Raw genomic sequence first — 18,979 nt, 5'->3', positions numbered from 1 at the left:
GATGGGCCGGCTGCTTTCGGCTGTGGTCTACGCTGCAGCCAAGGTCTTCTGCTTCCTTGTTCTGAAGATTTACAACAGATTGCGCATTTCGGGGAAGGGATCGCTTCCCCGGGAGCATCCCTATATCGTGGTCTCCAACCACTGCAGCAACCTGGACCCCGTGGTGGTCGGCGTCTCCTGCCCCGTACGCCTCCGCTATCTCGCCAAGGAGGAGCTCTTCGGGGTTCCCCTGCTCGGCCCGCTGATCCGCGTGCTGGGGGCCAGTCCTGTGCGGCGCGACGACGGCGGAGGATCCGGAACGGCACTCCGCCACCTGCTGGGGTTTCTGGAGCAGGGGGAGCATGTCCTCCTGTTCCCGGAGGGGCGCCGTTCCAGGGACGGCCGACTCGGTTCCCTCGAGGGCGGCGTGGCGCTGCTGGCGAAGCGTTCCGGTCTTCCCGTGGTGCCCGTGGTGGTGCAGGGCACCCATCGGGCGATGCCCATGGGGGGTTCCGGGATCCGCCCGGCCTCGATCTCCGTCCAGTTCGGCGAACCGCTCTACTTCTCCGATCACGGCACGGGACGGGAGGCACGGCAGGCCTTTCTCGACGCTCTGGAACAGAGGATGCGGGAGCTGCTTGGAGAGGCCGGAGCATGACGGAGCGGTCCGACGGGACAGCGCTGCTGGTGGCGGTGGAAACCCCCAGACAGGATGACGCGGAGCGCGAGCTGCTGCTCGACGAGCTGGTTCTCCTGTTGGGGAACCTGGGAATCGAGACCGCCGATCGGGTGGTCCAGAAGCGCGACCACCCCGATCCGGCCTACTACTGCGGGAGCGGCAAGGCCGAGGAGATCCGCGAGATGGGCCGCGAGCTGGGGGTGACCTACCTGGTCAGCGACGACCGGCTCACCCCGGGTCAGGTCTATGCGCTGCAGCAGAGCACCGGGCTGCAGGTCATGGACCGGGCGGAGGTGATCATGCGCATCTTCGAGAGCCGCGCCCATACCGCCGAGGCCAAGCTGCAGGTGGAGCTGGCCCGCTGCCGCTACGAGATCCCCCACCTGAAGGGGCTGGGGCTGCAGATGTCCCGCGCCGGCGGCGGCATCGGCACCCGGGGCCCGGGCGAGACGGAGTTCGAGCGGCACCGGCGGAAGCTGGAGCGCCGTTCCCGGGATATCACCAAAAAGCTTGCGGAGATGCGGAAACGCCGCCAGGGGCAGCGGAAGCGCCGTGAGAAAGCGGGGCTCCCCACGGTGGCCCTCACCGGCTACACGAACAGCGGGAAGTCCACGCTGCTTCGGAGCCTCTCCGGGGACAGGAAGATCGCCGCGGCGGACAAGCTCTTCGCCACAGTGGACACCTGTGTCCGCAGGGTGGAACTCCCTTCGGGGGAGCCGGCCCTCTTCGCCGACACCGTGGGCTTCATCCGGAAGCTCCCGCCCGATCTGGTGGCAGCCTTCAAGGCGACACTGGAGGAGGTGGAGAATGCCGACCAGATCCTTCTGCTGGTGGACAGCCGGCGCGAGGAGCTGCCCGGGACGCTGGACGTGGTCCAGTCCACACTGCATGAGATCGGCGCCGGCTCGATCCCGCGGATTGTGGTCCTCAACAAGATCGACCGGGTCTCCGAGGCGTATCTGCAGCGACAGGAGGAGCGGCTTCGGGCCCAGGGGGAGACGGTGGCGTCTGTCTGCGCCAGGTCGGGGGCGGGGACGGACCATCTGCTCCGTCTCGTAGACAGACGACGAGCGATGATCCGGTAAGGAGGCTGGCGCATGATCACCAGTATGACAGGGTTCGGGTCTGCGACCCGGGACGAAACGTGGGGAACGCTCCACATCGAGATCTCCAGCGTGAACCATCGGTATCAGGAGGTGACGGTCCGTCTCCCCAGGGAGCTCTCTTCCCTTGAGCAGGCGCTCCAGCGACAGGCGAAAGCGGCCTTCCGGCGGGGCAAGATGACGGTGCGGGTGGAGATGCAGTGGTCGCCGCTCCAGCAGACGGTGGAGATCAACGAGGAGGTGCTGAAGCGGTACTACGCACATATAGAGCGATTGAAGAGCAAGCTGCATATTATCGAGGATGTTCGGCTTGATCTGCTGCTCAACATGCCCGGCGTGATGGAAGAGGCCGCCGGAAGGGACCGGACCGTCACCGATGCCGTGGAGACAGCGCTGGCGGAGACCGCCGACGAGGCCCTGCGTGGATGGAATGCCATGCGTCGGCAGGAGGGGGAGCACCTTCAGGAGGATATCGCATCCCATGCCGGGACCTTCTCCGCGTTGCTCGACAGCATTGACGGCGAGTGGCCGAAAGCCAAACGGGACGCCTACAGCCGCATGGTGGAACGGCTGCAGCAGTTTGTCGAGGAGAGCGGGACGGGGATCGACCAGTCCCGACTCGCCCAGGAGGCGGCGGTGCTGTCGGACAAGTGGGATATCGCCGAAGAGCTGTCGCGTTCCCGGAGTCATCTGCAGCAGTTTCACCAGCTGTTCAATGAAACGGAACCGGTGGGCCGGAAGATGGATTTTCTGACCCAGGAGATGAACAGGGAGATCAACACCATTTCGTCAAAGGTCGCGGAAAGCCGGATCCGCTGGCTGGCAGTGGAGGCGAAGGCTGCACTGGAACGTATCCGGGAACAGGTCCAAAACGTGGAGTGAGGATAATGACGAACAGGTTGGTACACATCGGATTCGGCAATATGGTGGTAAGCGAGCGCATCGTCGGCATCATCACCCCTTCATCGGCGCCGGTGAAGCGGCTCAAGGAGGAGGCCAGAGACGCCAAGCTCCTGATCGATGCCACCCACGGACGGAAAACCAGGGCAGTGATTGTGACCGACAGCAATCATATTATCCTTTCGGCCCTGCAGCCGGAGACACTGGCGCATCGCTTTGAGGGCCGGGAAGAACGAGAGGATGCCGAGCCCGTTGACTAGAGGGTACCTCTTCGTGATCTCCGGGCCCAGCGGAACCGGGAAGGGCACACTGCGGCGGCGGCTGTTCCAGACCGTCCCCGGTCTTGCCTTCTCCATCTCCTGTACCACCAGACCGCCCAGACGGGACGAACGGCACGGCGAGGACTACCGCTTTCTGGACAACCGGGAGTTCGACCGGCTGATCCGGGAGGGTGCCTTTCTCGAGTGGGCGGAGGTCCACGGCAACCGGTACGGGACGCTGGCCAGCGATGTCGAGGAGGAGCGCCGGCGGGGACGCGACGTGGTGCTGGAGATCGACGTCCAGGGCGCCTGTGCGGTCAAATCCCGCTATCCCGAGGCGGTCCTGATATTCGTCTTTCCGCCCTCCCAGCAGGATCTCCGGGAGCGCTTGCAGCAGAGGGGAACGGAGAGCGAAAGCGATCTGAAGGTGCGGCTGACCAACGCCGAGACGGAGATCCGCCAGGCCGGATTCTTCGACCATACCATCGTCAACGACGATGTCGAAGGGGCGGCGCAGCGCCTGCAGAATCTTGTCCGGGAATATCGAAAACGGAGAACCACCGACACCGGGGGGAACGCTGAATGATTTTCTACGATTACGAGCAGCTCTACGGCGACCATAATATCGAGAACAAGTACGTATTGACGATCATTGTGGCGAAGCGATCCAGGCAGCTCAGCGAGCAGAAGGGAAGCCACATCCTGGAGGGTTCGAAGGAGACCTATATCACCGACGCCCTCCACGATCTGGAAGAGGGAAAGCTCCACGTGTCCATGGGCCCGGTGGACCCCCCCGAACGGGAGGAACCCTGTCCGGAGGAGAGCCCTGCGGAGGAGGAACCCACGCCGGAGACGGCGGAACCTCAGGCCGCGGAGGCGGCGCCGGAGACCGGGGAATTCCAGACCGAAGAGGCGGCCCCGACGGAGGAATCCGGAGACGTTCCGGCGGCCGAAGAGATCTTCGAGGGGGAACCGGAAGAGAAGCGGAACGGAGACGAGTCCGATGGAATGGAATCGTAACCGGACGATTCTTCTCGCCGTCACCGGCGGCATTGCGGCCTACAAGACACCAGCGCTGGTCCGGGCACTCGCCCCGGACCAGAATCGTCTCGTCCCGCTCATGACCGAAGCCGCGGAAGCCTTTGTGAGCCCCCTGGTTCTCGGGACCCTCTCCAGAGAGCATGTCTGGAGGCAGCGGGACTACCTCGAGCCCGGGAGCGGCCGCACCATCCCGCATATCACCCTCGCCGAGGAGGCCGAGGTGCTTGCGGTGGCCCCCTGTACCGCGGCGACGCTCTCCAGGCTGGCTGCCGGCGAAGCGGCGACGCTGACGGGCTCCGTAGCCCTGGCCACCAGAGCCCCGGTGGTGCTCTTCCCGGCGATGAACGTCCATATGTGGGAGCACCCGGCGACCCAGGCCAACGCCGCACGCTGTGCCGAGCTGGGCTATACCGTGGTCCGTCCCGAAAGCGGTGCCCTGGCGTGCGGGGACAGCGCGCCGGGGCGGTTCCCCGCCGTGGAAACCGTGGCGCACCATATCTGGCGCGCCCTGTCGCCCCGGAAGGATCTGCAGGGGGTCAGGGTGCTGGTCACGGCGGGCCCGACCCGGGAGTTCCTCGATCCGGTGCGCTACATCGGCAACCCCAGCAGCGGCCGTATGGGGCTCGCCCTGGCCCTGACGGCCTGGTACCGCGGCGCCCATGTCGAGGTGGTGCACGGACCCCTTTCCGTGGAGCTCCCCGCGATGGTCGAGTCCGTTCCGGTGACCAGCGCTCTGGAGATGCGGGACCGGGTTGTGGAGCGGGCACAGGGCGCCGATGTCATCGTCAAGGCCGCAGCGGTCGGCGATTACCGTCCTGTTTCCCGGAAGGAATCGAAGATCAAGCGGGGCGGAGAGCCCACCCTGACGGTGGAACTGGAACGGAACCCCGATATCGTCGAGGAGATCGGGCGGAACAAGGGCGCGCACCAGACCCTTGTGGGGTTTGCCGCCGAATCGGAGGATCTGGAGCGCAACGCGGCGGCCAAACTGGCGGCGAAGCATCTCGATCTCATCGCCGCCAACCGCATCACCGGTCCCGACAGCGCCTTCGGGGCCGGGCGGAACCAGGTGACCCTGATCGGAGCGGGGGGTGTGCAGGGGATCCTCGAGGGAACGAAGGAAGAGGTGGCCCAGGGGATATGGGATGCCGTCGCCGGTCTCCGTTCCCGAGGTGACTAGCCTGCTGCATCTTACCGTCTATGTTCCGGGGCCATGGTGGCATGGGTTGACCTATGGATCGTCCCGTCCGGTGGCCCCGGGGACGCGGGTGGCGGTCTCCCTGGCAGGCCGCCGGCGGGTGGGCGTGGTGGCCTCCTCGACGCCGGAGGATGAGAGCGCCTCCTACACCGTACTGCCGGTGAAGCGGACCCTGGAGCGGGTGCCCGCTGTAGGGCGCTCCGCCCTGCGGCTGGCGGAACAGCTGGGGGCGCTCTATCTCTGCGGGGCCCCCATGGCGCTCGGGGCCATGCTCCCTGCCTTTCTCTTCCGGGCCGATGCCGACGATGACTGGACCCCTCTCCGGAATGGGGCGGCACAGAGCGACCCCCCGCCGGAGGAGCCCTTTCTGCTGTACGAACCGCTGGATCAGCTGCGGCACCAGCGGCTTCGGGAGCGCCTTGCGGCGGTCGACGGGAGCGCCCTGGCGCTCTTTCCGGAACAGAGGAGTGCCGAATGCTTCTTCGCCTCCCTTCCGGAGCGGCTGAAGCGGGATGCGATCCTGTGGCCCTCGACAAAGGGCGGCAAGGCCCTCCGTGCTGCCTGGCGGCGTGTCCGCAACGGCGAGGTGCGCACGGTGGTGGGCGGCCAGAGTGCGGTCTTTGCGCCCCTCCCCGGGATCGGCGCGGTCCTGGTGGATGAGGAGGCCAGCGGAGGGCATGTGCGGCAGGAGCACCCTCACTTCCACACCAGGACGGTGGCGGCGCTGCGGGCCCGTCTCGAAGGCGCCGCGCTGACGGTGGCCGGACGGATGCCTTCGTCACGGATCTATCAGAGCTGGAAACCTGCGAATCCACGGCTCCCGGGGAAACGCCTGCGTCATGTGGACCTCCGCGAAGCCTACAACCTCCTGGCTCCGGGGATCCGGGACGGCCTGGCGGTGACCGAACCTGTGCTGGGAACCACACAGGAACGACTCTCCCGGAATGAAACGGTGCTCTGGATCCTGGACCGGAAGGGCTTCAGCGGGGAGGTGTCCTGTGCCGACTGCAGCTATGTGCTGCACTGCAGCCGCTGCGGGATCCCCATGGTGGCCGGAGGGACAGGAGGAAGGCTCCGCTGTCCTCTCTGCGGGCGGGAGGAGGCGTTCCCCGAACGCTGTCCCCGCTGCGGAGGCGTGGTGCTGGAGGGGAAACGCCCCGGGCTGGAGGCCTTCGCCCCTCTTGCCGAAGCCCTGCTGGGAGACCGGCTCCCCCTCCATACCTGGTATGCCGAGAAGACCTACGGGGTACGGGAGTGGAGGCGTCTCGTGGGGGATCTCGCCGACGGAGGCCTGGTCCTCGGTACCCGGCGCGCCCTGGCGCTCTGCGACGAGCTCGCCGTCGGCGCCGTCTGCTGGATCGATGCCGACGGCGAGGCCCGGCGACCCTGGTACGATGCCCGGTTCAAGGCCTTCAGCATGATCTGGGAGTCTTTGTGGCGCGGTATCTGTCCTGAGAACCGGGAGGTGGTGCTCCAGACCTGGCGCCCGGGCAGGGAATGGCAGGGGATGCTGGGGGGAGGCTGGGAACGCTTCTGGAATCGCGAGCTGGAGGAGCGACGCGAACTGGAGCATCCTCCCTACAGCACGCTGGTGCAGCTGTTCTGCGTTTCAGCAGAGCAGAAGAGGGGGTGTATGGAGCGGTTCATGGAGAGGGGCCTGGTGCCCCTGGAGCCCGAATCGGCGCACCACGAACTGTGGTGTCACACCTCGCGTCTGGCTCGTCTGCGGGAGGCTCTGGAGCCCTTTTTCTCGATGCGGCGCGAATCCGCCAGGTTTCCCCGTGTCCGGCTGTGGCGGGAGTAGCCGCCGCGTACCATTGCTATGATAAGGAGGGAGCGTTGCCTATGGCTGTAGTCAGTATCGTCGGCCGTCCCAATGTGGGGAAGTCGTCGCTGTTCAACAGGATCGCCGGACGCCGGATCTCTATCGTCGATGATCTCCCCGGTGTGACCCGGGACCGGATCTATGCGGAGGTCGAGATTGAGGGACACAGCTGGTATATTGTCGACACCGGCGGAATCCTGCCGGGGAGCAAGGAGGGGCTGGAGGAGCATATCACGCTTCAGGTGCGGGCCGCTGTCGAAGAGAGCGACGTCATCCTGTTCATGATCGACGGTCGCGAGGGACCGACCCCGCTGGACCACGAGATCGCACAGATCCTGCGGGAGAGCATGCACCCTGTGCTGGTGGTGCCCAACAAGATCGACGATGTGGTCCACGAGGACCTGGCGATGGCGGCCTACGAGCTCGGGTTCCGCGAGGTGGTGCCGGTCAGCGCCGAACACGGGCGCAACCTCGACGAGCTCTACGAGAAGGTCACCAGGCTGCTGCCGCCGGAACCGGCGCCGGAACTGGCGGAAACGGTGATCCCTGTGGCGATCGTGGGAAGGCCCAATGTCGGGAAATCGAGCATGCTGAACCGCTTTGCCGGTTCCGACAGGGTGCTGGTGGACGAGGTGCCCGGGACCACCAGGGATACGGTGGACATCATGATGGAACGGGACGGGGTCTCCTACCGCTTCATGGATACCGCCGGGCTGCGGAAACGGAGCAGGGTACGGTCCCGCATCGAATACTACTCCACCCTGCGGAGCTACGAGGCCATTGATCGGAGCGGGGTGGCGATCCTGCTGATGGACGGTGCCGAGTCGGGTACGGAGCAGGAGAAGCGTCTCGCCGGCCATGTTCTGGAGAAGGGGAGAGGGCTCATCCTGGCGGTGAACAAGTGGGACCTGGCGCCGCGGGAGCCGGGCGTCGGCGACCGGATGACCCGGTATATCCGGCAGGCCTTCCCCTTTGTGAGCCACGCGCCTCTGGTCTTTCTGTCGGCGAAGACGGGCCGCGGAATGGAGACGATCCCGGCGATGATTACAGAGGTCTGGGAAAACTGGCGACGCCGTATCGCCACGGGGCCGCTCAACAGGCTCCTCCAGGACCTGATGGCCTTTGAGCGTCTGCCCAGCAACGGTGCGGGGCGGTTCCTGCGGATCTACTACGCCTCGCAGGTGCGGGGCGCTCCGCCCACGTTCGTCTTTTTCGTGAACGATCCCGAGATCGTGACCCGTGCCTTCCACCGCCATGTGGAACGCCAGCTCAGGAGGCTGGCCCGGTTTGACGGGGCGCCCCTCCGGCTCTTCTGGCGGAAAAGCGGCGGGTAGGCCCGACCGCCTGCCTGGAGGGGGCGCTATTCCCTTGACCACAGCGGGAAATGCTGCTAATAATGGGCGCAAAGCAGTGGCGCGAAGGGATACGACTCTGTTTGGGAAGAGGGAGGTGTAGCGAAGTGACGAAGAATGACCTGGTGAGCGAGGTAGCCAAAACGGCCAATCTGAACAAGAAGAATGCATCGGAGGCCGTGGATGCGGTCTTTCAGGCTATGCAGGACGCGTTGGCGCAGGGCGACAAGGTCCAGCTTGTAGGGTTCGGTACCTTCGAGGTGCGAGAGCGTGCGCCGCGGACAGGAAGGAATCCCCAGAATCCGGACAAGGAGATCAAGATTCCCGCCAAGAAGGTCCCTGCCTTCAGAGCAGGGAAGGCGCTCAAGGACGCGGTAGACCAGTAGCTGCATCATCCCTGTCTGGTGCCCGGTGGTTGCCGGGCGGATTGCAGGATACCCGCGAGGGGGAGAGGGCCTTACAGGCCCCGCTCCCCTTCGCTGTCTTTCATGCCCAGTTCCGCCGCCAGGCGGAGCCACTGGTCGGTGGTCAGCTCCTCGGCGCGAAGACGTTCTCCCAGCCCCGCACGGTCGATCGCTCCACGCGGCGGAAGGGGGAGCTCCCCGGAGAGCAGGCGGAGGTTCTTGCCCAGCGTCTTCCTCCGCTGTGCGAAACCGCAGCGGAGGAGGGAGCGCCACAGCCGGTTCCGCGGGAGTCCGTGCCTTCCGGTGAGGGAGATGGCCAGGATGCAGGAGGCCACCTTCGGCGGCGGCGTGAAGGCCTCCGGGGGGAGGGTCCGGACCAGCCGCACACGCCCCATGGCCTCCAGGGTGATCCCCAGGGGCGAACGCTGCTTTGTGCCCGGCGCGCCCAGGAGGCGGTCGCCGACCTCCTTCTGCACGGTCACGACGATATGCCTGAGCAGGGCCGTGTCCAGCTGCTCCAGCATCGCCCAGAGCAGCGGCGTGGTGACATTGTAGGGGAGGTTGGCGACCACGCGGGTGGGCGGCGGGGAGAGGGTGTCGTAGTGAAAGCGCACCGCGTCGCCCCAGTGGAGATGGAGTCTGGAATCTTCTTCCCGGAGTGGTTCGAGGAACTCCCTGAACCGTTCGTCGATCTCCACCGCTTCCACCCGCATGCAGGGGCTCTGCAGAAGGGCGCTCGTGAGCGTCCCCTTGCCCGGCCCGATCTCCAGGATGCTGTCCGCTGTGCCGATGTCCGCCTCCCGGATGAGCAGATGCAACAGATTCCTGTCGGTCAGAAAGTGCTGCCCGTACCGTTTGGCCGGCACGAAACCCGTGGATCGCCGATGAGTGGTCATTGTCTTCTCCCGTTCCCTGGAAGATATGCAAAACGGGGGAACCCCTGTGGGTTCCCCCGGTACATTCTGGTCGGGACGAGAGGATTCGAACCTCCGACCCCTTGTACCCCATACAAGTGCGCTAGCCAGACTGCGCTACGTCCCGACTTCCCTGTGCAAGATGTATTATACGCATCTCCCGCCGACAGGTCAAGGTGTATGTCGAGGAAAGTCTTCTGTATAATGGCCGGGTTGCGGAGGAGGTGGTCGGATGCAGCGGTTGGCCTTCAAGGAGTATCTCCGTGTCCCCCGGGAGGCGGAGAGGTTACCGCTCTTTGCGGCGGAGGCGGGGCAACCGCCCTGCACGGTGGAAATCGGCTTTGGAAACGGGGAGTTTCTGGCGCACTACGGAGCCTCCTGTCCGGAGGAGAGGCTGGTGGGCATAGAGGTGTCCCTCACCTGTGTCGCCAAGGCGGCGAAACGCCTGGCCAGGGCGGAGGTGCGGAATGTGTCGCTGCTCCACGGGGATGCGCGTTTCCTGTTGCGGGAGTGTTTCGGCGACGGGTCCGTCCGGCGGCTGTTCATGCACTTCCCCTGCCCCTGGCCCAAAAGCCGGCATGCCCCGCGGCGCGTGACCGGCGGGGGATTCCCCGACACCCTCGCGGCGGTGCTGCAGCAGAAGGGGGTCTTCGAACTGGTCACCGACGAGGCGTGGTACGCCGATGAGACGGCGGACCTGCTCGACAGGCACGACGCCCTGCGCTGTGCCCTCTACGAGAAGGATCCGCAGCGTGGGATCACGACAAAGTACGAGCGGAAGTGGCGTGATCAGGGGAAGTCGCTCTTCCGGGTGCTGGTGGAGCGGACGCATCCCTGGTCGGTGCGCCGTCTTGCGAAAGGAGGAATGCCCTTGCAGATCCAGTTCCCCTTCCAGGGTGATGTGGCCGCCCTGGAGGGCATCAATCAGATCGAACGAGGGGAAGCCGGCTGTCTGCGGGTGCTTCTCGAATCCTTTGCCGGTTCCGGAGGGATCCGCCTGGTGCAGGTGCTGACCGTGGACGAGGGGTTCGAGCAGCGTTTCTATGTCCGGGTGGTGCCCAGGGTGGGCGAGGTGCTGGTGAAGATCGATTCGGCCTCGATGCCCTTCCGCACCCCCGCCGTCAAGGCGGCGCTCCACGATATTGCGGGATTGCTGCAGGAAGGGGTGTCGTCATGAACGGATTCCCTCTCTACCCCGTCGGCAGGGTGGCCTCTCCCATGACCGTCCCTGCCCACCCCGATGCATTCCAGGATGTGGAAGCCGCCATCGAGGTGGCGCCGGAGCTGGCCCAGGCTCTGGAGGGCCTGGCGCCGGAGGAGGAGGTGCTGATCCTCTTCTGGTTCCACCGTTCCTCCGGTTTTTCCGTCAAGGTCCATCCCCGGGGGGACCGGGATCGGCCGATGCGGGGGGTCTTCTCCACCTGTGCTCCCATGCGTCCCAACAACATCGGGGTCACCAGGTGCCGGATCACCGCTGTCGAAGAAGGGCTGCTGCGGGTGCGCGGGCTGGACGCCATCGACGGGACACCGGTGCTGGATATCAAACCGGCCCGGCATCTCGGTGGGGGCGCCAAAGAGCGGGAGACCCCCGCCTAGAACGAGTGGTCCCTGGCGCTGAAGGCCAGCGGGATCAGCGAAAGCCAGGGGAGAAAGGTGATGGCCTGGATGGCCAGGGTGACCGACCACCGGTCGGCGATGAGCCCCATGGGATAGGTGACGAACCCCGCCAGCCCGAAGGCCACGCCCATGACCATGGAGCTGCTCAGGGAGCGGGCGTGGGGCACCCGTTCCTGGGCCAGCGCCGTGGTGACGGGAATGGTGGCGTTCAGACAGGCGATGGCCCCCATGAAGAGGAGCGTCGACCCGGCGCCCTCGGCCAGGGTCGCCGGCAGGATGAAAAGCGGTGCGGCGGTCAGCGAGAGCCCCAGGAACGCACGCTTCCCCAGTCTGTCGGCGACCTTGCCGCCCAGAATGGATGCCGCCGTGCCGGTGATGGTGACGGCGAAGAGTGTGGCCCCGCCCTCGAAGAGCGAACCGCCCCGGGAGGCGACCAGGGTGGGCAGGAAGAACCGGATCCCCTGGTTGGCCGCGTTCCGGGCCAGGGAGATGCTCCAGATGCGGTAGACCTGTCGGAATACGGAGACCACATTGGGAAGCAGGCGTACCCCTGTGCTCTGGGGTTTCTCCGAGGAGATCCCCCGGTCGAGGCGGAAGCGGAAGAAGAGGCCCAGGAGGATCAGCGGTGGGAGGAGGATGACCGGAAGCCCAGACAGCCCGAGGGTCTCGGTGATGGCGATGGCGTAGAGCGGGCTGAGTGTGGCGCCCAGCATGCCGCCGGTGCTGAAGATCGCCAGTGAAAAGGCCAGCTGCTCCGGCGGCACCACCAGGCCTACCGTCCCGGTGCCCTGGGGGTGGAAGGCGGCACTGCCGATGCTGTAGATGGCGATGCAGAGCAGGGCGGCGCCGTAGTTCGGCGCAAAGGGCAGCAGGGCGAGGCCCAGTGCTGTACAGATCGGCCCAAGTACGATAAAAAAGGGTTTGCGCGAGGCGTCGGCGTAGTGGCCGAAGACAGGCTGCCCGATGATATGGACCAGTCCGTTCATTGATTTCAGGAGCCCCCCCTGGGCGAGGGTGATCCCCAGGCTGTCCACGAGCCGCGGGAGCAGCGTAGGGAGGAAGGCCGCGTGGATATCGTTGACCAGATGGGTGCACGCCAGGAGCAGAAGTTCCGGTTTGAGTGCCTGTTTGCCTTTCGAGAGTCCTGCCATGGGCTCACTCCTTTTTTTGCTGTGAATCGTGAAGAATCGAGCAAACGTGCTACAGTATAGTGTGGAAGGATGGTTTTGTGAAGCCGGTTCGACCGACCTCCCGGAAGGTGCTCCAGGCGCTGTTCAACATACTCGGCCCCGTAACGGAAGAGCGTGTTCTCGATCTCTTCGCCGGAACGGGAAGGGTCGGTGGCGAGGCGCTCCGTCGCGGCGCCGGTCTGGTGGTGATGGTGGAGCGGGACAGACGGCGGGCGGCGGAGCTGCGGCGCACCGCGCCGCAGGGGAGTGTGGAGGTGCTCGCCGTGGATGTCCGCAAGAGCCTCCCCCTTCTGGAACGCCGCTTCGCTCCCTTCCATGTCGTCTTTGCCGACCCCCCCTATGGGGACGGCTGGGAGCAGCCGCTGCTGGGTGCGCTCTTTCCGGGCATTGCGGCGCTGCTCCGACCCCGGGGTGTTTTTGTTCTGGAGCACTCCTCGCGGGTTGTGCTGCCGGAGACACCGGCGGGATTCGAGCGGAGGGACAGGACGTACGGCGAAACGGTGCTCACCTTTCTGGAGCGGACTGACCTGGAGGCGTAGGATGATACGAGCTGTCTATCCGGGATCCTTTGATCCCATTACCAACGGCCATCTGTATATCGCGGAGCGGGCGGCCACCCATTTCGACGAACTGGTGGTGGCCGTCCTGCTGAATCCCCAGAAACAGGCCACCTTCAGCGTGGAGGAGCGGGAGGCCATGTCCCGCGAGGCCTTGAGCCACATGCCCAATGTCACCGTCACCTGCTTCGAGGGACTGCTGGTGGATTTCATGCGCCAGGTGCAGAGCAGGGTGGTGATCCGGGGATTGCGGGCGCTCTCCGACTTCGAGTACGAATTCCAGCTGGCCCAGATGAACAGACAGCTGGCCCCGGAGATCGAGACCTTTTTCATCGTCACCGAACCGGAGTACTCCTATCTGTCCAGCAGCATGGTCAAGGAGGTCTACAACTTCGGGGGTTCCGTGCACAGCATGGTGCCGCCGGGGGTCTTCCGGAGGATGCGGGAGCGTTTCCCGCCGGTGCGGTTCAATCGGTGACGACCGTGCTGCGGCGCGCTTCGGTGCGTGCCTGGGGGGCGGGCACCAGGTTCTCCCAGAGTGCGGCGGCCCGGTGTTCCAGCGCGACCACCTCATAGGCAGGGGTGCCCCGGGGCGCTGCCGCTTTGGAGAGGATGGGCAGGGCTGCGCGGCTCTTGATCTCCTTCAGCACTGTTCTGCCCCTGCCGGTTGCGCCGAGGATCCGGATATAGGGCGGGCCTGTCCGCTGGAGACGACGGCCGAAGCTGTGGGTGATCCCGAGCAGCAGATGGATGAAATGACGCTGGATCCGGCCCCGGGGATAGCGCCGGGAGGTGCAGAAATCCACGGCTTCCTCCCAGGAGGTGCAGGCCAGGGCCGCCCGGTGGAGACGGTGTTCCAGACCTTCGGCCATCTCCGAGGAGGCTGCCGTCTCCCGGGGGGTGTTCCGGAGCAGCACCGTGCGGACGCAGCGCCAGAGGAGATCGGAGTCCAGGGGAATCCGCCCGGCCTCCAGGGCCTCGCGGACGGCCCGCCAGGTGAAGGCGGGGAGGGCCTTCTCCGCGTCGGTCTCTTCCCCCTGCCGCACCATCCGCCGCACCGCCGAAGCGCCGGCCATGGGATGGGGGGCCTCGCTGTGGTAGCCGCCGCCCCGGCGCTGGATCGCCCGGGGTCGGATGCCCAGGTGTCTTGCGGTGATGCGCATGCAGTAGGCCACGGCCAGGGAGTTGTTGGGCCTGCGGAGCAGCTCCTCTCCTTCCGGGCAGAGGGAGCCCAGGGCGCGGGAGCGGGCTTCCACGTAGGAGTAGCCCGCTTCGAGATTGGTGCGGAGCGCTTCCTTGAATTGAGGCGGTTCGTGCACTAGAATGTCTACGGTCCGCTCCAGATCGCATTCCGGTGTCTCCATCCCGAAGGCCATGTCGGTCACGACCCCGGTCGCGGCGGCGATGTCCACCGCGGCGTTGCCGAAGACCCCCGCGTTGGAGCAGGAGAAGTAGGTGGGAAGCTCCAGGACGAGATCGGCTCCCGCTTCCAGGGCCAGACGGGTACGGGTCCACTTGTCCAGGAAGGCGGGTTCACCCCGCTGGACGAAGTGTGAGGAGAGCACCACCATGACGGCCCGGGCGCCGCTGGTTGCCCTGGACTGTGCGATATGCCAGGCGTGCCCGTTGTGCAACGGGTTGTATTCCGCAACAATACAGACCACAGGTTGCGTCATCGGAGATCCCTCCCGAAATCTATCGACAATGTAGCGGGAGGGATCGTAGAGGTCAAGGGAGGTTCTACACATGAAGGTTCTGGTTCTGAATTGCGGCAGCTCTTCGCTCAAGTATCAGCTCTTCGACATGACCACAGAGGATGTCCTCTGCAAGGGTCTCGTGGAGCGCATCGGCATCGACGGATCGAGGATCAAGCACGAGAAGAACGGCTCGGAGAAGAAGTTTGTCGATGTGGACATCCCGAACCACAAAAAGGGTGTCAGCGAGGTGCTCGCCCTGCTGCAGTCCCCGGAAGACGGCGTGCTGCAGAGTCTCGACGAGCTGAAGGCTGTCGGCCACAGGGTGGTCCACGGCGGCGAACATTTCTCGCAGTCCGTCATTGTGGACGACAAGGTCTTCGCCGCCATCGAGGAGTGCATCCCCCTGGCGCCGCTGCACAATCCCGCCAACCTGACGGGAATCAGGGCGATGCATGAGGTGCTCCCCGAGACACCCCAGGTGGCGGTCTTCGATACAGCCTTCCACCAGACCATGCCCAAACATTCCTATATGTACGGACTTCCCTACGAGTACTACAAGAAGTACGCCATCAGACGCTACGGATTCCACGGCACGAGCCACTCCTTCGTGGCCAGGCGGGCTGCCGAGATGCTCGGCAAAGACGAGAAGGACCTCCGCATCGTTACCTGCCACCTGGGCAACGGAAGCTCCATCACGGCCGTCAAGGGCGGCAGGAGCTACGACACGAGCCTCGGCTTCGGGACGGTCCCCGGGATTCTCATGGGGACCCGGTGCGGCGACATCGACCCGGTGGCCGTCCTGCACCTTATGGAAGAGGAGGAGCTGAGCATCAAGGAGGTCAGCCACATCCTGCACAAGGAGAGCGGCCTGAAGGGGGTCTCCGGGATCGGCAGCGACCTCCGGGACATCGAGGAGGCCGCGGAAAAGGGTGACGAACGGGCCTCCCTCGCCCAGGAGATGCTCTGCTACAGCGTGCGGAAGTACATCGGCGCCTACGCGGCCGCCATGGGCGGTCTGGATGCCGTCGTCTTCACCGCCGGTATCGGCGAAAACAGCGATGTGCTGCGCAGGAAGGTGGGCGAACAGCTCGGGTTCCTGGGTGCCCATTTTGACCCCGCAAAGAACAATATCCGCGGCGAGGAGGCCGTGATCAGCACGGAGGATTCCTCGGTGGCCCTGATGGTGATCCCCACCAACGAGGAGTATGTGATCGCCAGCGACACCTGGGCGCTCGTCAAGGGCTAGCAGGGGCGTGGCAGGCCCGGCCCGGCACTGATAACATCAAAGAAAGGGGGGCGAACTATGGCGTATACATCGGCTCCCCCATATTGGGATTTCCCGGTGCGACCCGGCCTTGTGGACGCACCGCAGGAAGAGCGGTATGAGTGGTCATCGACAGAACACTTTGCCATCGCCTACTGGGGCCAGGAGTACAGCTTTCCCCAGGGCATTACGGCAGGGGCGACGACACGGTGGGAGCAGGGGGTCTTCCAGGTGCAGCTCCACGTGGAGGGCGCGGCGGTGGTTCCCTGTTCCCGCTGTCTCCGGCCTGTAGAGCTTGCACTGCAGAGTGATTTCCTGTATTTTTATGTGCTGAAGTCCCGTGCAGAGAACGACGAGGACCAAGGTTTTGACGATGAAGAGCACTTCATCCTGGTTGACTCGTGGCCGGAAACCCTGAACATCGCACCTCTCGTCTGGGAGTGCCTGGTTGAGGTCCTTCCCCCTGCAGTGCTCTGTACAAAGGACTGCAAGGGGATCTGTCCGACCTGCGGCGCGGATCTCAACACAGAGGAGTGCACCTGTTCCGGGCAGGAGATCGACCCACGACTGGAACAGCTCGAAAAGCTCAAACAGCAGTTTCCCGAAGCGGATAAAGGAGGGGAGTAACCATGGCAGTGCCGAAGAGGAAGACATCGCGCCAGCGGGCCAGGAAACGGAAGGCCCAGTGGCTGGGCGCGTTGCGTGGACCTTCGCTGACAACCTGCCCCCACTGCGGGGAGCCGGTAGAGACCTACCGGGCCTGTAACGAATGCGGCTATTACAGGGGCAGGAAGGTCACCAAAGGGGCCGCCGACGAGGACGAGGAGTAGCACGGAGGCACAGAGAGCAGAGCGGGGGCGTGACCGGCCCCCGCTTTTGGTGTGCCCACGCCCGGGGACAAACCCGGGCTTGACAAACACCGCCGGCTTTATATACTGCTCCTATGACCTGGCGTTCTTAATACCTAGTGCTAATGGAGGGATCCTCTCTGGTACGGTCACGGCCTCGGAGAGAACGACACCAGCGGTTGCAGAACCTGCTGGAGAACAACCCGCTGTACACCGACGACGAGCTGGCTGCCGTGCTTGGTGTGAGCGTGAGCACCATCAGGCTCGACCGCACCCTTCTCGGGCTCCCGGAATTGCGGGAACGGATGCGGCGCATGGCGCAGACGGCGACAAGCCGGTTGACCTCCATGCGGCACGAGGATGTGGTGGGCGAGCTGCTGGAGCTTGAACCGGACAGCTGGGCGCTTTCGGTGATCCAGGCCTCCCGGGATATGGCCTTCCGGGATACCGATATCATCTGGGACCATCACATCTATTCCCAGGCGAGCTCCCTCGCCATGGCGGTGATCGAAGCCCGTCTGGTGGTGACCGGAGCCGCCCGGGTCAACTACCGGAAGCCCGCGCTGGTGGGGGATCGTCTGATCGCCAAGGCCAAGGTGGGTTCGAGAAAGGGTAACAAAACGGTTGTCAGTGTCCGGACCCGGGTCGAGGGGAAAGAGATCTTTGTCGGTCGGTTTGTTGTCGTGACGATGGACGAACGGAGTGGATTGTCGCTTGACGCGGATACGGTTTGAGGGAGAGGTGGAGTGAATGCTCTTGGCTCTTGATGCAATGGGAGGCGACTATGCGCCCGAGGAGACCTGCAAGGGGGCCGCGGAGGCCTGCAGGGAACACAGTGACCTCGAGGTGGCGCTGGTTGGAAGAGCTGAAGCCATAGAAGCACAGCTGTCGCAGCTGGAGGATGCCGACCGGGGACGGCTTCATATCGTCGATGCCCCCGAGGTCATCGGGATGGACGAGACCCCGGCGGTGGCGATACGCAAGAAGCGGAAATCAAGCCTGCGGGTCGCCATGGAGATGGTCCGCGCCGGCGAAGCCACGGGGTGCATCTCCGCCGGCAACACCGGTGCGATTGTAGCCGGCGGGGTGCTGCTGGTGGGACGGATCCCCGGCATCGAGCGGCCGGCGCTGGGTGTCCCGGTCCCTTTCCTGAGCAAGGTCACGCTGCTTCTGGATGTGGGCGCCACCGTGCGCTGCAAGCCGGTGAACCTCTACCATTTCGCCCTGGTCGGCGAGGTGTTCATGCGGAGCACCATGGGGGTGGAGCAGCCCGAGATCGCCCTGCTCTCCAACGGTGAAGAGGAGTTCAAGGGTGACGAGGTGGTCGGCGAGGCCCGGGAGCTGATCCAGGCGAAGCTCGACAACTTCATCGGGTATGTGGAAGGCAAGGACCTTCCCATGGGGCCGGCGGACGTGGTGGTCTGCGACGGGTTTACCGGCAACATCCTTCTGAAGTTCATGGAGGGTGCGGGCCACGCCGTCTACGAGCTCCTCAAGGAAGAGATGGGCCGCCGCGTACTGCCGCGGGTGGGAATGGTCTTTATGGTTCCCATGCTGAAGGAGCTCTGGCACCGGTTCAACTACGAACGCTACGGAGGAACCCTCCTGCTGGGGGTGAACGGACCGGTGATCAAGGCCCACGGCCGTTCGAAGGCGACCGCCATCTCCAGCGCCCTCGGTGTCGGCCGGGATGTGGTGGCCAGGAAGGCTGTGGAACGGGTCCGCGAAGAACTGGAACGAGGGGGCAACATATAATGACGATCTTTACCGGAAGAACCGTTAGTCTCTGGTCCACCGGGATGGCGGTGCCCGAACGGGTGATGGACAACCACGAACTGGAAACCCTGGTGGACACCAACGACAAGTGGATCCGGGAACGCACTGGCATCATTGAGCGGCGTATCGCCGCACCGGACGAGAACACCAGCGACCTGGCGGCCGCCGCCGGAGCGGAGGCCCTGGAGCGGGCCGGTCTGGATATCGCTGGCGCCCGCTTTGACGGCGCCGATTCTGTCCTGGACCCTGCAGGCTACCGAAGGAAAGATGGTGTCCGGGGTGTTGGTGGCCACCAGCACCATGTCGAGCTCCTCCGGGGCCAGACCGGCCCGCTCCAGGGCCTCCGCTCCGGCGGCGGCCGCCAGGTCGCTGGTG

23 protein-coding genes and 1 tRNA gene are annotated in these 18,979 nt (G+C 65.1%); 20 read left to right on the top strand and 4 right to left on the bottom strand.

Going from position 1 to position 18,979, the window contains the following annotated elements:
* Position 1 precedes the first annotated feature (1 nt).
* The 10 genes from K9L28_01520 (at position 2) to K9L28_01475 (ending at position 8,723) form a co-directional block, all read left to right on the top strand.
* Positions 2-637 carry a 1-acyl-sn-glycerol-3-phosphate acyltransferase gene (locus K9L28_01520; protein MCF7935013.1) on the top strand — a complete coding sequence of 212 codons (636 nt, stop codon included), beginning with the start codon at positions 2-4 and terminating at the stop codon, positions 635-637.
* Positions 634-1,743, top strand: coding sequence for a GTPase HflX (hflX, locus tag K9L28_01515; protein ID MCF7935012.1), 1,110 nt, complete (start codon positions 634-636; stop codon positions 1,741-1,743). Before K9L28_01520 ends, hflX begins: the two co-directional genes overlap by 4 nt.
* A gap of 12 nt (positions 1,744-1,755) precedes the next feature.
* Positions 1,756-2,643, top strand: coding sequence for a YicC family protein (locus tag K9L28_01510; GenBank protein MCF7935011.1), 888 nt, complete (start codon positions 1,756-1,758; stop codon positions 2,641-2,643).
* Between the two features lie 5 nt (positions 2,644-2,648).
* Positions 2,649-2,921 carry a DUF370 domain-containing protein gene (locus K9L28_01505; GenBank protein MCF7935010.1) on the top strand — a complete coding sequence of 91 codons (273 nt, stop codon included), beginning with the start codon at positions 2,649-2,651 and terminating at the stop codon, positions 2,919-2,921.
* Positions 2,902-3,507 carry a guanylate kinase gene (gmk, locus tag K9L28_01500; protein ID MCF7935009.1) on the top strand — a complete coding sequence of 202 codons (606 nt, stop codon included), beginning with the start codon at positions 2,902-2,904 and terminating at the stop codon, positions 3,505-3,507. Before K9L28_01505 ends, gmk begins: the two co-directional genes overlap by 20 nt.
* Positions 3,504-3,941, top strand: a complete 438-nt coding sequence (gene rpoZ, locus K9L28_01495; protein ID MCF7935008.1) for a DNA-directed RNA polymerase subunit omega — start codon at positions 3,504-3,506, stop codon at positions 3,939-3,941. The genes gmk and rpoZ overlap by 4 nt, the downstream gene beginning before the upstream one ends.
* On the top strand, positions 3,925-5,142 hold the full coding sequence (coaBC, locus tag K9L28_01490; GenBank protein ID MCF7935007.1) for a bifunctional phosphopantothenoylcysteine decarboxylase/phosphopantothenate--cysteine ligase CoaBC: 1,218 nt from the start codon (positions 3,925-3,927) through the stop codon (positions 5,140-5,142). The genes rpoZ and coaBC overlap by 17 nt, the downstream gene beginning before the upstream one ends.
* Positions 5,108-6,964 (top strand): hypothetical protein, encoded by a 1,857-nt coding sequence (locus tag K9L28_01485; protein ID MCF7935006.1) that lies wholly within the window; start codon positions 5,108-5,110, stop codon positions 6,962-6,964. Before coaBC ends, K9L28_01485 begins: the two co-directional genes overlap by 35 nt.
* A gap of 41 nt (positions 6,965-7,005) precedes the next feature.
* Entirely contained in the window at positions 7,006-8,319 is a 1,314-nt protein-coding gene (gene der, locus K9L28_01480) for a ribosome biogenesis GTPase Der (protein ID MCF7935005.1), read from the top strand.
* 125 nt (positions 8,320-8,444) lie between these two features.
* Positions 8,445-8,723 carry an HU family DNA-binding protein gene (locus tag K9L28_01475; GenBank protein ID MCF7935004.1) on the top strand — a complete coding sequence of 93 codons (279 nt, stop codon included), beginning with the start codon at positions 8,445-8,447 and terminating at the stop codon, positions 8,721-8,723.
* 71 nt (positions 8,724-8,794) lie between these two features.
* Here the strand turns inward: K9L28_01475 and rsmA are convergent, their stop codons facing one another.
* Both rsmA and K9L28_01465 read right to left on the bottom strand, forming a co-directional pair.
* The gene (rsmA, locus tag K9L28_01470) at positions 8,795-9,637 is read right to left on the bottom strand and encodes a 16S rRNA (adenine(1518)-N(6)/adenine(1519)-N(6))-dimethyltransferase RsmA (protein MCF7935003.1); all 843 of its coding nucleotides are present in this window, start codon (positions 9,635-9,637) and stop codon (positions 8,795-8,797) included.
* Between the two features lie 67 nt (positions 9,638-9,704).
* A tRNA-Pro gene (locus K9L28_01465) sits at positions 9,705-9,782 on the bottom strand.
* A gap of 105 nt (positions 9,783-9,887) precedes the next feature.
* Between K9L28_01465 and trmB the strand changes: the two genes are divergently transcribed.
* Both trmB and tsaA read left to right on the top strand, forming a co-directional pair.
* A complete protein-coding gene (gene trmB / locus K9L28_01460; protein MCF7935002.1) occupies positions 9,888-10,832 on the top strand; it encodes a tRNA (guanosine(46)-N7)-methyltransferase TrmB in 945 nt (314 codons plus the stop codon).
* Positions 10,829-11,251: a tRNA (N6-threonylcarbamoyladenosine(37)-N6)-methyltransferase TrmO gene (tsaA, locus tag K9L28_01455; GenBank protein MCF7935001.1), complete on the top strand. Its 423-nt coding sequence runs from the start codon at positions 10,829-10,831 to the stop codon at positions 11,249-11,251. Before trmB ends, tsaA begins: the two co-directional genes overlap by 4 nt.
* Here tsaA and K9L28_01450 read toward each other — a convergent pair.
* Positions 11,248-12,423 carry an MFS transporter gene (locus K9L28_01450; GenBank protein ID MCF7935000.1) on the bottom strand — a complete coding sequence of 392 codons (1,176 nt, stop codon included), beginning with the start codon at positions 12,421-12,423 and terminating at the stop codon, positions 11,248-11,250. The two genes, tsaA and K9L28_01450, sit on opposite strands and share 4 nt — an antisense overlap.
* Positions 12,424-12,500: 77 nt before the next feature.
* On the opposite strand from K9L28_01450, the gene K9L28_01445 reads away from it, so the two are divergent.
* Positions 12,501-13,001, top strand: coding sequence for an RsmD family RNA methyltransferase (locus K9L28_01445; protein MCF7934999.1), 501 nt, complete (start codon positions 12,501-12,503; stop codon positions 12,999-13,001).
* Position 13,002: 1 nt separating this feature from the next.
* Positions 13,003-13,497 (top strand): pantetheine-phosphate adenylyltransferase, encoded by a 495-nt coding sequence (gene coaD, locus K9L28_01440; protein MCF7934998.1) that lies wholly within the window; start codon positions 13,003-13,005, stop codon positions 13,495-13,497.
* Here coaD and K9L28_01435 read toward each other — a convergent pair.
* On the bottom strand, positions 13,487-14,695 hold the full coding sequence (locus K9L28_01435) for a nucleotidyltransferase family protein (protein MCF7934997.1): 1,209 nt from the start codon (positions 14,693-14,695) through the stop codon (positions 13,487-13,489). The two genes, coaD and K9L28_01435, sit on opposite strands and share 11 nt — an antisense overlap.
* Before the next feature lie 70 nt (positions 14,696-14,765).
* On the opposite strand from K9L28_01435, the gene K9L28_01430 reads away from it, so the two are divergent.
* The 6 genes from K9L28_01430 to K9L28_01405 form a co-directional block, all read left to right on the top strand.
* The gene (locus tag K9L28_01430) at positions 14,766-15,962 is read left to right on the top strand and encodes an acetate kinase (protein MCF7934996.1); all 1,197 of its coding nucleotides are present in this window, start codon (positions 14,766-14,768) and stop codon (positions 15,960-15,962) included.
* 57 nt (positions 15,963-16,019) lie between these two features.
* Positions 16,020-16,607 (top strand): DUF177 domain-containing protein, encoded by a 588-nt coding sequence (locus tag K9L28_01425; protein ID MCF7934995.1) that lies wholly within the window; start codon positions 16,020-16,022, stop codon positions 16,605-16,607.
* A 2-nt stretch (positions 16,608-16,609) separates the two neighbouring features.
* Entirely contained in the window at positions 16,610-16,810 is a 201-nt protein-coding gene (gene rpmF, locus K9L28_01420) for a 50S ribosomal protein L32 (protein ID MCF7934994.1), read from the top strand.
* Between the two features lie 143 nt (positions 16,811-16,953).
* Complete coding sequence (gene fapR / locus K9L28_01415; protein ID MCF7934993.1) at positions 16,954-17,562, top strand: transcription factor FapR; 609 nt, start codon at positions 16,954-16,956, stop codon at positions 17,560-17,562.
* Between the two features lie 16 nt (positions 17,563-17,578).
* The gene (plsX, locus tag K9L28_01410; GenBank protein ID MCF7934992.1) at positions 17,579-18,583 is read left to right on the top strand and encodes a phosphate acyltransferase PlsX; all 1,005 of its coding nucleotides are present in this window, start codon (positions 17,579-17,581) and stop codon (positions 18,581-18,583) included.
* Positions 18,583-18,979: hypothetical protein (locus K9L28_01405; GenBank protein ID MCF7934991.1), on the top strand; the 397-nt coding region annotated here is incomplete at its 3' end. The genes plsX and K9L28_01405, both read left to right, overlap by 1 nt.

This window comes from Synergistales bacterium, assembly GCA_021736445.1.
Lineage (GTDB): Bacteria > Synergistota > Synergistia > Synergistales > Aminiphilaceae > JAIPGA01.
The sequence above is the reverse complement of the archived record's forward strand: the minus strand, read 5'-3'. Positions and strand labels throughout refer to the sequence as shown.